At 36.3% G+C, this 14714-nt stretch carries 14 protein-coding genes and 1 tRNA gene; 4 read left to right on the top strand and 11 right to left on the bottom strand.

Annotated features, from left to right (window positions below):
- Nucleotides 1-47: 47 nt before the first annotated feature.
- The 8 genes from hemB to hemA are packed head-to-tail and all read right to left on the bottom strand — an operon-like array spanning nucleotide 48 to nucleotide 7037.
- Nucleotides 48-1037 carry a porphobilinogen synthase gene (gene hemB / locus KXJ69_RS03630; protein WP_219051378.1) on the bottom strand — a complete coding sequence of 330 codons (990 nt, stop codon included), beginning with the start codon at nucleotides 1035-1037 and terminating at the stop codon, nucleotides 48-50.
- Between the two features lie 10 nt (nucleotides 1038-1047).
- The gene (hemF, locus tag KXJ69_RS03625; RefSeq protein WP_219051376.1) at nucleotides 1048-1950 is read right to left on the bottom strand and encodes an oxygen-dependent coproporphyrinogen oxidase; all 903 of its coding nucleotides are present in this window, start codon (nucleotides 1948-1950) and stop codon (nucleotides 1048-1050) included.
- Nucleotides 1947-2696, bottom strand: coding sequence for an EI24 domain-containing protein (locus KXJ69_RS03620; protein ID WP_219051374.1), 750 nt, complete (start codon nucleotides 2694-2696; stop codon nucleotides 1947-1949). Before KXJ69_RS03620 ends, hemF begins: the two co-directional genes overlap by 4 nt.
- Before the next feature lie 2 nt (nucleotides 2697-2698).
- The gene (locus KXJ69_RS03615) at nucleotides 2699-3187 is read right to left on the bottom strand and encodes a DUF6973 domain-containing protein (RefSeq protein WP_219051372.1); all 489 of its coding nucleotides are present in this window, start codon (nucleotides 3185-3187) and stop codon (nucleotides 2699-2701) included.
- Nucleotides 3184-4212 carry a uroporphyrinogen decarboxylase gene (gene hemE / locus KXJ69_RS03610; protein ID WP_219051370.1) on the bottom strand — a complete coding sequence of 343 codons (1029 nt, stop codon included), beginning with the start codon at nucleotides 4210-4212 and terminating at the stop codon, nucleotides 3184-3186. The genes KXJ69_RS03615 and hemE overlap by 4 nt, the downstream gene beginning before the upstream one ends.
- Complete coding sequence (locus KXJ69_RS03605) at nucleotides 4205-4855, bottom strand: uroporphyrinogen-III synthase (protein ID WP_219051368.1); 651 nt, start codon at nucleotides 4853-4855, stop codon at nucleotides 4205-4207. The genes hemE and KXJ69_RS03605 overlap by 8 nt, the downstream gene beginning before the upstream one ends.
- Nucleotides 4855-5769, bottom strand: coding sequence for a hydroxymethylbilane synthase (hemC, locus tag KXJ69_RS03600; RefSeq protein ID WP_219051366.1), 915 nt, complete (start codon nucleotides 5767-5769; stop codon nucleotides 4855-4857). The genes KXJ69_RS03605 and hemC overlap by 1 nt, the downstream gene beginning before the upstream one ends.
- 5 nt (nucleotides 5770-5774) lie before the next feature.
- Entirely contained in the window at nucleotides 5775-7037 is a 1263-nt protein-coding gene (gene hemA / locus KXJ69_RS03595; protein WP_219051364.1) for a glutamyl-tRNA reductase, read from the bottom strand.
- A gap of 180 nt (nucleotides 7038-7217) precedes the next feature.
- Here hemA and KXJ69_RS03590 point away from each other — a divergent pair, with 180 nt between their 5' ends.
- The 3 genes from KXJ69_RS03590 (at nucleotide 7218) to KXJ69_RS03580 (ending at nucleotide 10611) form a co-directional block, all read left to right on the top strand.
- Entirely contained in the window at nucleotides 7218-8108 is an 891-nt protein-coding gene (locus KXJ69_RS03590; protein WP_219051363.1) for a helix-turn-helix transcriptional regulator, read from the top strand.
- Between the two features lie 89 nt (nucleotides 8109-8197).
- Nucleotides 8198-9238, top strand: a complete 1041-nt coding sequence (gene hemH / locus KXJ69_RS03585) for a ferrochelatase (RefSeq protein ID WP_219051362.1) — start codon at nucleotides 8198-8200, stop codon at nucleotides 9236-9238.
- Nucleotides 9238-10611, top strand: coding sequence for an MATE family efflux transporter (locus KXJ69_RS03580; RefSeq protein WP_219051361.1), 1374 nt, complete (start codon nucleotides 9238-9240; stop codon nucleotides 10609-10611). The genes hemH and KXJ69_RS03580 overlap by 1 nt, the downstream gene beginning before the upstream one ends.
- A 42-nt stretch (nucleotides 10612-10653) precedes the next feature.
- Here KXJ69_RS03580 and KXJ69_RS03575 read toward each other — a convergent pair whose 3' ends face one another.
- The gene (locus KXJ69_RS03575) at nucleotides 10654-12717 is read right to left on the bottom strand and encodes a M13 family metallopeptidase (protein ID WP_219051360.1); all 2064 of its coding nucleotides are present in this window, start codon (nucleotides 12715-12717) and stop codon (nucleotides 10654-10656) included.
- A 41-nt stretch (nucleotides 12718-12758) separates the two neighbouring features.
- Nucleotides 12759-13334 carry a hypothetical protein gene (locus tag KXJ69_RS03570; protein ID WP_219051358.1) on the bottom strand — a complete coding sequence of 192 codons (576 nt, stop codon included), beginning with the start codon at nucleotides 13332-13334 and terminating at the stop codon, nucleotides 12759-12761.
- A 109-nt stretch (nucleotides 13335-13443) separates the two neighbouring features.
- Between KXJ69_RS03570 and KXJ69_RS03565 the strand changes: the two genes are divergently transcribed.
- Entirely contained in the window at nucleotides 13444-14391 is a 948-nt protein-coding gene (locus tag KXJ69_RS03565; RefSeq protein WP_219051356.1) for an NAD-dependent epimerase/dehydratase family protein, read from the top strand.
- 60 nt (nucleotides 14392-14451) lie between these two features.
- Here KXJ69_RS03565 and KXJ69_RS03560 read toward each other — a convergent pair.
- Nucleotides 14452-14523 (bottom strand) — tRNA-Arg (locus KXJ69_RS03560).
- Nucleotides 14524-14714: the final 191 nt, after the last annotated feature.

The raw sequence follows: 14714 nt of genomic DNA, 5'->3' as shown, positions 1-14714 counted from the left end.
AAGGAATCACGAATTGATAAAGTTTTACTAATTTTTTTCTATTCCTTTTACGAAATCAATTTCACAACATCTTTCGAAAAATAGGACGCAATAATATGAGCACCTGCTCTTTTAATAGCGGTAATTTGTTCTATCATCACGGCGTCGTGATCCAACCATCCCTTTTCTGCCGCTGCTTTAAGCATGGCATACTCTCCACTCACTTGATATACTGCCACAGGGACTTCTACATGGTTTCTAATTTCCCGGACAATATCGAGATAACATAAACCTGGTTTTACCATGACAATATCGGCTCCCTCGTCAATATCCATTTCAACTTCACGAATGGCTTCGTCTCTATTGGCAGGATCCATTTGATAAGTTTTTTTATCCTTCGGGATGTTTTTCATATTGACAGGGGCACTATCCAAAGCATCACGGAACGGTCCATAAAATGCCGAAGCATATTTGGCACTGTAACTCATTATTCCGGTATTGTAAAACCCTTCGTCTTCCAAGGCTTCACGAATGGTTATTATACGCCCATCCATCATATCACTAGGTGCCACAAAATCTGCCCCAGCATTGGCGTGAGAAATGCTCATTTCTGCTAAAACCTCAGAGGTTTCATCATTTAGAATAACTCCCTTTTCAATAATTCCGTCATGTCCGTATTCTGAATAAGGATCAAGAGCAACATCGGTCATGACTAGCATATCTGGAACGGTGTTCTTCACCGTTTTAATGGCTCGTTGCATAAGTCCATTAGGATTTAAAGCTTCTTTTCCAGCATTGTCTTTTAGGTTTTCAGGAACTTTTACAAACAGCAAAACGCTTTTTAAGCCAAGCTTCCAAAGTTCTTTTACTTCTTGTTGAAGTAAATCCAAACTATATCGATAATAATTAGGCATGGATGGAATTTCTTCCTTGACACCTTTACCTTCTACCACAAAAAGAGGCACTAAAAAATCATTGGGAGTAATTACAGTTTCTCTTACAAGACTTCTAATAGCCTCGCTGGTGCGTAATCTTCGGCTTCTATTTAATGGAAACATGCGTTTAATTTTATACCCAATCTTTGGGTGATTTTAATACTTCAATTAATTTTTCTTCTTCGCTTCCTTTTTCAGGATGATGGTTGTATCTCCATTGTACGTGGGAAGGAAGACTCATTAAAATGCTTTCAATTCTACCGTTGGTTTTTAAACCGAAAAGTGTTCCTTTATCGTGTACTAAGTTAAATTCCACATACCTTCCACGTCTAATTTCTTGCCAATCACGATGTTCTTTCGTGTATTGGATGTTTTTTCTCTTTTCCACAATGGGGAGATAGGCCTCCAAGAAACTATCGCCAACTTCTGTTACAAAGTTATACCAATCCTGCATTGACATTTTTATAGATTTTTTCAAATAATCGAAAAACAAACCTCCTATGCCACGTGCTTCCTCGCGATGTGTATTCCAAAAGTAGGCATCACATTTCTTTTTGTAAGCTGTATAAAATTCAGGATTATGCGCATCACACGCTTTTTTACAGATGTTATGAAAGTGAATGGCATCTTCCTCAAAAAGATAATAGGGCGTTAGATCTTGTCCGCCACCAAACCAACTATCGACTATGTTACCTTTTTGGTCATACATTTCAAAATAGCGCCAATTGGCGTGTACCGTTGGCACAAAGGGGTTTTTAGGGTGAAGCACCAAACTGAGTCCGCAGGCAAAAAAATCGACATCACCCACACCAAAATACTGTTGCATGCTTGCGGGAAGTTTTCCAAAAACTTCGCTAATATTCACTCCGCCTTTTTCAAAAACAGTACCGTTTTCAATCACTCGCGTTCGACCACCACCTCCTTCGGGTCGTTCCCAAAGATCTTCACGAAAGGTCGCTTTCCCATCGATTTCTTCCAAAGAAGAAGTGATAGTGTTTTGAAGTTCTTTTATATAGGCAACAAACGCTTCTTTCATTGTTTTTTGTTTTCTGAAGGAATGATAATTTCGAGTGTTGTTGTACTTGCGGCAGTCACCGAAAGAGGAAGCACTAAAATAATGCCCAATATAGGTATGAGCAATAATAACATAAATACGGAGCCTATTCCGGTGGCAATTCCGCTATGTGCTCTTACAAATGCATTACTTTTTGAATAGCTAAAATGCCTTTCTAAGGTGTAATCCATGTTTCCGTAGCCCGCATAATACGCCTGAACTAAAAATAAAAGAGGAGTGGATATAAACCCAATAATTGGGATAAATCCAAGGAGAAGAATAGGAATGGTAAACAGTAATTCCATTAGTAAATTTCGAAGGTTTACTCGAATTCCTCGCCATAGCAATGGTAAAAATTGAGAGCGCTCTTGCTTTACTTCCTTCCCTATAAGATGCTCTTCAATTTTTTCTGAAACAGCACCCATAAATGGTGCGCTTAATGCCATAATAATATGCTTATACAAAATTAACCCCACAGCGATGATGGCAATTCCAGCAATGATATCACTAATGGTTTTAAAAGTTTCTGTGCCCCATTCCCAAACCCAAATTTTGGCAATCCATTGCCCTATGTTATCTGATAACCCCCAAGCTAAAAAACCAATGGAAAAAGCAGTTACAATACTGATTAAAATAGGAACAAAAAAGTACCTCCAGAGCCCTAATTTTCCTATTAAAGAAAAGGCGCCTCCGTATGCTTTTATTCCGATAAAAAAGTTTTTAAACATGGTTAATCTGAAATATACACTAATTGATTATCGAAATGCTGAATTTCTTGAATTTTGGTTATTTTTTGTGCATTTTGAGCCATATTTTGGAAAAACTGAACAGAATTGAATGATTTTTCTTCAAAATGTATCAAAAATTGTTTTCTTCCAATTTCGTTATTGTGAAAATCCATTTCAGTGTCTAAAATGTCATTTTTTGTCACTTTTTCGTAGTAATCCACCACTTTTTCAGTCCAAATGGCACTTTTTTGCTCATTTTTGGTAAAATTCAACGTTTTTTCACAAATTAGATAATTCCAATATGCATGTCGAAAAGCATTTGCTTTTCCGTTGGTATTATGAGTATTTCCATATAACTTTTGGCTCACTTGTAACGCCTGTTTTGTTGCCTTTAAAATGGGTAAAATTAACAGCGGTTTTTGAAGCAATAAAAAGCTAAATTTAACCAGCTTTATTAAACTTATTCGCTTTAATTTTTTCCACAAATTCATTCAGCTTTGTACTCTTTTACAGCTTCAATAAAAGCTCCCGCATTTTCCAAAGGAATATTGGGTAAAATACCGTGTCCTAAATTTACGATATAACGGTCTTTCCCAAACTCATCGATCATTTGTTTTACCATTTTTTTGATTTCTTTTGGTGGACTAAATAATCGAGTAGGATCAAAATTCCCTTGCAGTGTTATGTTACCACCAGTAAGGGATCTCGCATTTTTTGGAGAACACGTCCAATCCACTCCTAGTGCAGAAGCTCCACTTTTTGCCATGGTATCCAAAGCAAACCAACAACCTTTTCCAAAAGCGATGACAGGGGTGATGTCTTTTAACGCATCAATTATTTGCTGAATATATTTCCAGCTATATTCTTTGTAATCCACTGGGGAAAGCATTCCTCCCCAGCTGTCGAAGATTTGAACAGCATTAACGCCAGCCTGTACCTTCTCTCTTAAATAAAGGATAGTCGTATCGGTTATTTTCTGAAGTAATTCATGTGCCAATTCGGGTTGTGTAAAGCAAAATTCTTTGGCCTTATCAAAGTTTTTACTTCCCTGGCCTTGCACACAATAACATAAAATAGTCCACGGACTTCCTGCAAATCCAATCAACGGAATTTCGTTGTTGAGTTTATCCTTTGTCATTTTAATTGCTTCCATCACATAGCCTAACGTTTGCTCTATGTTTGGAACAACAACTTCATTTAATTCTTTTCGGCTTCTAATAGGTTTTGGTAGCCATGGACCCACTCCAGCTTTCATTTCTACCTCAATATTCATGGCCTGGGGTATTACCAGAATATCACTGAATAAAATAGCTGCATCCATACCGTATCGGCGAATAGGTTGCACTGTAATCTCACTGGCGAGTTCTGGGGTTTGACAACGCGTAAAAAAGTCGTATTTGGCTTTTATTTCCTGAAACTCGGGTAAATATCTTCCAGCCTGGCGCATCATCCATACGGGGGGTCGGTCCACAGATTCGCCTTTTAAGGCTCTCAAGAATAAATCGTTTTTAATCATTATTTAAAGTATTAATAGCCTTTTTAATAACGCTTTCAATAGTAGTGTCATCAGCTATATAAATAGGACTCTTTATATGTAATTTTGCTTCTTCTGCGGTGGTATTCCCAACACAAAAAACTGGGGTAGTTCCAAGTGAATTTTTAGTGGTAAAACTTTGCACCCCGCTTGGACTAAAAAATAAGATTCCGTCCCATTTTTGATCAAATTTCATTGAATTTAACTCGGATTTGTACGTTTTTAGCTCAAAAAGTGTGTTTTTTAAATTTTTAAAAGAGTAGGGAATCTCCTCTTTCCTTCGGTTTCCACAAAAGAAGTAAAATTCCTCATTTTGGTAGTTATTTTGAATAAATATGGCTAATTCTGAAGCATATTCGGACATTTTAACCACATTTTGTCCATTTTCTTCCAAAAGTTGTTTTGTTTTTTCTCCTACACAAAAAGCATTGGAAATTTGGATATTTTTACCCAAAACTGACCTTGCTGCGTTCTGACTTGTAAAAATTCCATTTTTCACAAATTGAGGTGCGTCAAAATCTAAAAACTCGATAGATATTGCATCATAGTCAAGCACATCCATTCCTGAATCGTTAAATAACTCTTTCTGAGTTTTAGTCAATATTTTAGTGGAAAGCACCGTCATTAATTTGACATCTCATTTTTGATTTGTTGCATAAGTGTTTTTCCGCCATTGGACAGAATATACTCCGCACATTTTCGTCCGAATCCTTGCATTTGACTTAACGTTGTAGTTTCTTCAATCTCAATTTTTTCTTTTCCGTCTAAGGAAAGTAATATTCCTTTAAATAGAATTTGATTCCCAATCACTTCTGCAAAGGCACCTATGGGGGCAGTACATCCGCCTTCCAAAACACGTAAAAATTCTCGTTCTATTCCCGTGCATACCTGTGAATCTTTGTGGTTCAATTTACTTGTAGCTTCAACACAAAAGGTATCATCTTCATTGGCTACAACCACCATCGCACCTTGCGCCGGAGCAGGAATCATCCAATGTAAATCTTGATAATTTTCGGGGAGTAAATCGATACGCTCTAAACCAGCTTTTGCAAAAATAGCACCTTGCCAGTCGCTATTCGCGAGGCTTTGTAGCCTCGTGTTTACGTTACCACGTAAACCCACCACTTTGTGGTGCGGATAGCGGTTAAGCCATTGGGCTTTTCGGCGTAAACTTCCTGTAGCGATGGTACATTCTTCTTCATAATTAAACAATTCTTTGGTAACTAAAATGTCATCGTGAGAAGCTCTTTCCAAAACAGCCGTTTGAATGATCCCTTTAGGAAGAAGCGTTGGGACGTCCTTCATACTGTGAACGGCAATATCAATTTGTCCCTGAATCATAGCGACATCTAGAGTCTTGGTAAATATGCCAGTAATGCCTAATTCGTATAAGGGTTTATCTAGGACTATATCGCCGGTTGAGGTAATGGGAATGAGTTGTGTTTGATAACCCAATCTTTCTAGTTGTGACTTAACAACATTCGCTTGCCAAAGGGCTAAAGGGCTGTTACGTGTTCCTATGCGGATTACTTTGCTCAAGGGATTTAGGTTTCAAGTTCAAAAACTTGTTTTAGTATTTCAATGCTATCCTGAGAAGTACCGTTAGCATTTTTTAAGTGACCAACTACCTGTGTGGCAATTTTTTGAATTAATCGATCGGCTAAGATTTCAGCATGTTCTTCGTGAAACCCTTCAATTTTCTTTTTCTGAAAATCTATCTCTCCTGCTTTAATTTCTGAAAGCTTTTCTTTAATAGCTTTTATAGTTGGAGCAAATTTTCGATGAGATGCCCAGGTATTAAATTCCTCTTTCGCTTCTTCAATTATCTTTAATGCCTTGGGTAGATCTGCCTTTCTTTGCGACAGTGTTTGATCGGTCATTTTTGAAAGCTCATCCAAATGCACTAAGGTCACCAAAGGGTTTTCAGAAACATTTTCAGAAACATTTTTTGGTATAGATAAGTCTAAGATTAATAAGGGCTTTTTTAAGTATAGAAGCTCTTTATTAATAGTAGGTTGTTGCGCTCCTGTGGCTACCACAAGAATATCGGCTTGGGCAATTTCACTTTGAATATTAGCATAATCCTTTACCAACAGGTTAAATTTTCCAGCTACTTCTTCTGCCTTAACTTTGGTTCTATTAATAAGCGTAATGTGATTATTTCGAGTGTGTTTAATTAAGTTTTCACAAGTATTTCTTCCTATTTTACCAACGCCGAATAACAAAATATTTTTTTCTGAAACATACGGAACACGTGCCATAATATACTGCACCGCTGCAAAACTCACCGATGTTGCCCCCGAAGATATGCCCGTTTCATTCTTTATCCGCTTACTAGATTGAATCACTACATTAATAAGCCGCTCCATATAAGCGTTTAGCAATCCAAGTTCCTTTGCAAAGCGAAAACTCTTTCTTAACTGACTTATAATTTCGAAATCACCAAGAATCTGACTGTCTAAGCCCGTTCCTACTTTGAAGAGATGCGAGACGGCATCAGAATTTTTATACGTATATCCAACTTTTTCAAACTCCGCCACCGTTCCAACAGTGTGTTTACATAAAAGTGCAATAATATCATTTTCATTTTTTGCAAACCCGTATAGTTCGGTACGATTGCAAGTTGAAATAACGCTTAAAGACTGAAAACCAATTTGTTTTGCATTTCGCAAAAGGACTTCCTGTGATGCTTCTGAAAGACTAAAATGCCCACGAGTTTCGGCATCGGCCTTAAGGTAATTAAGACCAATTACAAAAAAATGTTCTTCAGTAGAAGGTGTAAAATGTTGATTCTGGCTTCTCATCATTGAATTACAAGTGCAAATGTAGTAGTCTGTGGTAATAAAAAGTAACGCTATAAGTATATATAGTATCGTTAGGTGTTAATTTGCCTTTTTCAATGATAAATATCAGTTTTTTGTAGTATTTTCGGTATGTGATTGAGTATTTATTTGGAATTATTCTAAATAACATAAAAAATTATCTTTATGATTTCTGAAAAAAGTATCGCTCAAGGTATATATGAAGAGACGCAAGTAGAAACAGGTTTTTTTATTTTAAAGTTTACAAATGATTCTACTGAAAATCAATATTTTAAGCGTGAAGTAAATTCTAATTTTATTCAGTTTCACTTTTGTGTTAAGGGGCAAGGAGCCTTTGTTTTTAATGAAGGAAGTTACAGCTTACCCATTCTAGAAGACCACACACTACTACTATATAATCCGAAATTGGATTTACCCATTGAACTGTCCTTGCAGCCAAAAAGTTGGCTGATTTCAATATTACTTCCCATTAAAAAACTTCATGAGTTATTTTCTAAGGAGGCCAATTATATTTCTTTTTTAAGCGGAGAAAATAGGGACCGTAAATATTATAAAGACACTATTTTTTCTCCTTCTATGGCGATTGTATTAAATCAGTTGTTACAATTTAGTTTGCATCCCATGGTGAAACCACTCTATTTTAAGGCAAAAACCTATGAATTATTAAGTCTTTATTTTAATACTCCGCAAAGTGTAGATATTGAACGATGCCCTTTTTTAGTAGACGAAACCAATGTGGCTAAAATTAAAAAAGCAAAGGATATTATTATTGAAAGAATGGCGGAACCTCCTACTTTACAGGAGCTGTCTAAGGAGATTGGTTTATCCTTAAATAAACTAAAAGAGGGTTTTAAACAAGTGTATGGTGAGCCCGTGTTTAGCTTTTTATTCGATTATAAAATGGAAGTTGCACGGCAATTATTGGTTTCGGGTTCATTTAATGTAAATGAAGTAGGTCTTAAAATTGGGTATAGCACAGCTAGCCATTTTATTGCTGCCTTTAAAAAGAAATATGGGGTGACACCAAAGAAATTTGTAATGAGTCTAAGCCAATAGAATTATTAAATATGTAAATGAGGAAGTTTGATACTTTTTTAAGAAAGTTTCCAGTAATGCATACTATTTTTGTTTCGTAAAAAAGAATTATGAAAAAAGGAGTGCTCCTTGTAAATTTAGGTTCCCCAGATAGTACCAATCCTAAAGATGTAAAAAAATACCTCGATGAGTTTTTAATGGACCCTCGTGTTATTGATGTCCCAAAATGGGCAAGAATTTTGCTAGTTCGAGGAATCATTTTAAATACACGCCCAAAGAAATCGGCAGAAGCCTATCAAAAAATATGGTGGGAAGAAGGGTCTCCATTAATTGTAATTTCTGAAAGACTTAAAGAAAAAGTACAACAAAGCACCAACATTCCTGTGTCTTTAGCAATGCGCTATGGAAGCATGACCTTGAAAAAAGGGCTACAGGAATTGGTCGATAAGGGTGTGAATCAAGTATTGGTGATGCCATTATATCCGCAGTTTGCCATGGCAACTACTGAAACGATTAATGTAAAAGTTGAAGAGCTTCAAAAGGAGTTTTTCCCGAATCTCGAGGTAGATACTTTTTCGGCATTCTATAACCGGGAAGATTATATTGAAGTGCTTTCAAAAAGTATAGCTGAAGGACTCAAAGGGAAAAATTATGAGCATGTATTGTTCAGTTATCACGGAGTTCCTGAAAGACATATTCGAAAAAGTGATATTACAAAGAGCCACTGTAAAATCGATGGGCAATGTTGTGTAACTCCTTCCGAAGCACATACATTTTGCTATCGACACCAATGCCTTAAAACTACTCAACTGGTTGCAGAAAAGTTGAATTTACAAGAGGGAACGTACTCGAGCTCCTTTCAATCTCGATTAGGATTTGACCCTTGGTTACAACCCTATACCGATAGAACCATTGAGCGTTTTGGAAAGAAAGGAATCAAGAATATGGCAATTGTTACCCCAGCTTTTGTAAGTGATTGCCTTGAAACATTAGAGGAAATAGCAATGGAAGGGGAAGAAATATTTCACGAAGTGGGGGGGAAAGAGTTTACAACCATTCCATGTTTAAATGACCGTGATGATTTTGCACAATTGCTTGCCAATTGGATAGAAGAATGGCAACTTACCGATGTCAAAACCGCCATCGCTTAATGAGTAATAAATCCACTTTATTAGGAACTTCACCCATTAGCAAATTACTTGTTCAGCAGGCAGTTCCTGCCTCGATAGGTATTTTGGTTATGTCTCTTAATATGATTGTGGATACCATTTTTGTAGGTCGTTGGATTGGTCCACTAGCCATTTCTGCTATCACTGTAGTGATACCAGTCACCTTCTTTATTGGAGCCATTGGTCTATCGGTTGGGATAGGAGGTACTTCAGTCCTTTCACGTGCATTGGGTTCTGGAAATCATGAAAAGGCGCTAAAAGTCTTTGGGAATCAGATTACCTTAACCTTTTTCACTTCAGGAATATTGGCACTTTTGGGATTGATTTTTCAACACCAACTTATTGAATTTTTTGGCGCCGATGAATCCTTTAAAGAACTTGCATTAACCTATTACCGAATAGTTCTCTACGGAATTGTAATGCTTGCCATGTGTATGATGGGAAACAACGTGATTCGAGCCGAAGGAAAACCCAAATTTGCCATGTACGCTATGATGCTTCCTGCCATTGGTAATATATTCATGGATTGGATACTTATTAAAGTGTTTGATTTTGGAATGGAAGGGGCTGCTTGGGCAACATTCATAAGTTATGCGATTTGTTTTCTATTTATTTTCTGGTTTTTCGTAGCTAAAAGTGAATTAAAATTGAAGATTTCGTCTTTCTTTTTAAATGGAAAAATTGTTAGAGAAATTAACGCCTTAAGCTTTGTAACGCTTGCGCGTCAAGGAACTATTGCGGTACTTACTATTTTACTGAACAATGTCCTTATTACTTATGGGGATTCTTTGGATGTGGCTTCCTACGGAATTATTAGCAGAATGCTCATGTTTGCATTATTTCCAGTGATAGGGGTAAACCAAGGATTTATGCCTATAGCTGGATATAATTATGGGGCACAAAACTTCGGAAGGGTGAGAGAGGCAATCAACACCTCTATTAAGTACTCGGGAGCCATTGCATTATTTATTTTTGCGATTATTATGGTCTTTCCCACTGAAATTGTATCCATATTTATAAGTAATTCTGAAAGCCTAGATACGGTAACCTTAGCCAACAATGAAGAATTATTGAAACGAACCCCTTCTGCACTGCGTTGGGTATTCGCCGCTACTCCTGTTATTGTGGTGCAACTCATAGGTGCATCTTATTTTCAAGCGATTGGCAGAGCCATACCCGCATTATTATTAAGCCTCACAAAGCAAGGGTTCTTTTTAATTCCGTTGCTGTTAATACTTCCTCCTTTTATAGGTATTTTTGGGGTTTGGATAGCTTTTCCAATTGCCGATGTCCTTTCCACTTTAGTCACAGCCTACTATTTAAATAGGGCGGTTAAAAAGGATTTAATAGAATAAAAAAGGGAGCTCATGAGCTCCCTTTTCAGTTTATAGATTCTACTACCAAATCCGCACTCGGTCCTCTGGTTTTACATACATCTTATCTCCTTCTTTTATATCAAAAGCTTCGTAAAAAGCATCAATATTTAATAATGGTTGTGTCGCTCTATAGCGTCCTGGAGAATGGGGGTCGGTTTGTATTTGTGTTCTCAAAGCTTCGTCTCTTTGCTTGGTTCTCCAAATGGTAGCCCAACTCATAAAGAAACGTTGTTCTGGTGTAAATCCGTCAATATTTTCAGGTCTTCCATTTTCTTTGTAAAATCTTTGAAGTCCGTCATAAGCCCCTAAAAGACCACCTAAATCTCCAATGTTTTCACCCGAAGTAAATTTTCCGTTAATAAAAACACTATCCAATACCTCAATTTGGTCGTATTGCTCGGCTAATTTATTCACTCTTTCAGTAAACTGATTTAAATCGCCTTCCGTCCACCAGTTTACTAAGTTTCCATCAGAGTCAAATCGAGAGCCACTGTCATCAAAAGCGTGTGAAATTTCGTGTCCAATTACAGCACCAATTCCGCCGTAATTAACCGCTTCATCGGCTAAATAATCATAAAAAGGGGGTTGTAAAATTGCGGCTGGGAATACAATTTCATTATTAAATGGGTTGAAATACGCATTCACAGTTTGTGGTGACATGCCCCATTCGGTTCTATCTACAGGCTCATTAATTTTATCAAGATTATCCTTTAATTGCCATTCTGCTACCGCTACCATATTTTGATAATAATTGTTTTCAGGCTTTACAGACATAGTAGAAAAATCTTTCCATTTGTCTGGATAGCCAATTTTAACGGTAAATTTATCTAGCTTTTGAATAGCTTTCACTTTTGTGGTGTCTCCCATCCAATCTAATTTCTGAATACGTTCCTTAAAAGCCTCAATCACGTTAGCAATCATATCTTCGGCTTTCTTTTTTGCTTCAGGCGGGAACATTTCATCCACATATAATTTTCCTAAGGCTTCTCCAACCGTGTTATTTACCGTAGCCAGCGCACGTTCTTCGGCCGATTTTTGCTTTTTAGCACCACGTAAGGTTTTGCTGTAAAAATCCCAATTGGCTTTTTCAATTTCGGTAGAAAGCATGCCAGCAGCATTGTTAAGAGTTGCCCAACGCATCACGGTTTTCCAAGTGTTGATATCGCCCTTTTTCATAGTATTTTCTACTACTTTCATATAAGCAGGTTGCATTACCATGATGGTATCTACCTTTTTAGTAACTCCCATAGAAGTAAAGGCATCTTTCCAAGCAATTGATGGAACCATTTTTTGAACCTCCTCCAAGGAACGAGGATTGTTGAAATTTCTGAAATCTCTGCGAGCTACTTTGTCTAGACGAGGAATGGCTAAATTAGTTTCGAAAGCAAGGATCGTTTCCGCTTGTTTGCGAGCTTCTTCTTCCGTATCTCCCAAAAACTGAAGCATTCTAGTGATATGATCTACGTATTGTTGTCTTATTTCAATAGATTTTGCATCGGTATTTGTATAATAATCACGATCGGGTAATCCTAATCCGCCAGGGGTAATATAACAAGCGTTCATAGAACTATCGTTAGGATCTGAAAAGGCAGCAATACCAAAGAAGGGTTGTGATACTTCGGCAGCATTTTCGGTCATAACCTTTTGAAAATCTTGAATAGATGTTATGGCAGCAATTTTATCCAAAATAGGCTGAAGTGGTGTAATTCCTTCTTTATTTCGAGAAAGAGTATCCAACTCGGTTTGGAATATCATAATTGCTTTTGCTTGATCTGTTTCGGGAGCATATTTGTCGCTTTTTTGGGCTTTGTCCAAAATGGCAAGCATGTCTTGATCTGTTTTTTTGCGCAATACATTAAAACCGCCCCAGCGAACTTCGTCTTCAGGGATTTCTGTATTTTTCATCCAAGTTCCGTTTACATAACTATAAAAGTCATCTTTTGGACTTACAAGTGTATCCATATTAGCCAAGATAATTCCTCTTGGTTCGTCTTCTATTTGGGCAGTTTCTTTTTCCTTACATGAAGAAAAAGTAACAGCGAAAATTCCAAATAAAAGAAGGGATTTTAAAAGTATTTTTTTCATTGTTTTTTAGTTTGTTATTATATTTTTTGGTGTAAAAGTGATTATTGATCTTCTAATTCTAATTTAAATATTGAATCTCTTGCTTTTTTTTGCTTTTCGAGTTCTTTCTGTTCGTCATCTTTTCGTTGAAAGTCTATTTTGTCTTTGAGTACTTTCTCGTTAATTTGAATGATAAATGTTTCAATCGCTTTTTGCGCTTCTAAAAGATTGTTTTCTATTTCTTCAGGGCGAGTTTTTCCTCTGTTTACTTCTTGTTTTAATAAATGTATTCTCGTTTTTACAATAGTTAATCTTGATTGAATTGCATTCGAATACAGAGTATCTGGAATATTTTTTGAAAGCGAATCGGTATGCGCCAATAGTTTTTCAGACTTTATTTTTAAATCTTCTAATTTTATATTTTTTAGTGTTAAAGCTTCACCTCTAAAATCCTGAAAAATAGGCCAATTATCTACCAATGCATTTGCTTGAGGGATGAGTTTGGGAACCTCAAATTGGGTATTTCCATAGACAGATGTATCAACTACAACTTCTTGAGATATATTTTCTTCAGAAGTAGCATCACCACAAGATAAAAACACTAAGAAGAGGAGTGTAAAAAAAGGTAAATAATTCATTGTAAATCTAACTGTACAAATATAAAGGACTTACAGTAAACTTCTATTAAAATTTAATTAAAAAGAACCATTGAGATATCCTTATATTTACCGTCAAATATTTAATTAAATGAAAAAAAGAATTCTTATTATAGGGGCTTGTGGTCAAATAGGGACAGAGCTTACGGCAAAACTTAGAGAATTGTATCCTGCACATAAGGTCATTGCATCGGACATTGTAGAAGGTGATGAAGAAATGATGAAAAGTGGTCCTTTCGAACTCTTAGATGCAACAAGTTATAGTGAAATTGAGGATATTGTAATAAGACATGAGATTTCTGAAGTCTATTTAATGGCAGCTATGCTTTCTGCTACGGGAGAAAAGTTCCCTATGAAGGCTTGGAATTTGAATATGAATTCTTTGTTTAATGTATTAAACTTAGCTAAAGAAGGAAAAATTGAAAAGATATTTTGGCCCTCTAGTATTGCGGTTTTTGGGCCAACAACGCCCAAAGAAAATACCCCGCAGCGCACTATCATGGAGCCTAGCACCGTATACGGTATTAGCAAACAAACGGGAGAACGTTGGTGTGAGTATTACTATAATAAATATGGAGTAGATGTGCGCAGTGTACGCTATCCAGGATTAATTAGCTATAAAACTATGCCTGGCGGTGGCACTACAGATTATGCAGTAGACATCTACCATAAGGCCTTAAAACATAAAAAATATATTTGTTTTTTGAATGCTGAAACTACGCTACCCATGATGTTTATGGATGATGCAATTAATGCCACTATCAATATTATGGAAACTCCAGCCAAAAAAATAAAAACGCGAAGCGCTTATAACCTTTCTGCTTTTAGTTTTAATCCTGAAGAAATAACCGAAAGTATAAAAAAACACATTCCAGATTTTACTATTTCTTACGAACCAGATTTTCGACAAGCCATTGCAGATTCATGGCCACAGAGTATAGATGATAGCGAAGCTAGAGAAGATTGGGGTTGGGAGCACCAATTTTCTTTGGAGGATATGACCAAGATTATGCTAGAGAATTTGAAAGGGAAATATTAATAAGTAGCCTCGCCAAGAATCCCTTCGACAAGCTCAGGGTAAACTTCTCATCTTGTCTCGTAGCCTCGCCAAGAATCGAACTTGGATCTAAAGTTTAGGAAACTTCTATTCTATCCATTGAACTACGAGGCCAAAATGTTTAAAATAATTACTATAAATTATTCTGAAAAATTAATACTTTTAAATTAATTCAACTTATTGTAGATATTTATATTTATCAATACAATATTTTAATTTAAAAATGGTACGATTTCCTTTAGCAATATTTTTATTATTTAGTTCTTGTCTGTATTGTTTTTCTCAGGATTCCATCCAAAAGTTAA

This window comes from Halomarinibacterium sedimenti, from assembly GCF_019312585.1.
Lineage (GTDB): Bacteria > Bacteroidota > Bacteroidia > Flavobacteriales > Flavobacteriaceae > Halomarinibacterium > Halomarinibacterium sedimenti.
The sequence above is the reverse complement of the archived record's forward strand: the minus strand, read 5'-3'. Positions and strand labels throughout refer to the sequence as shown.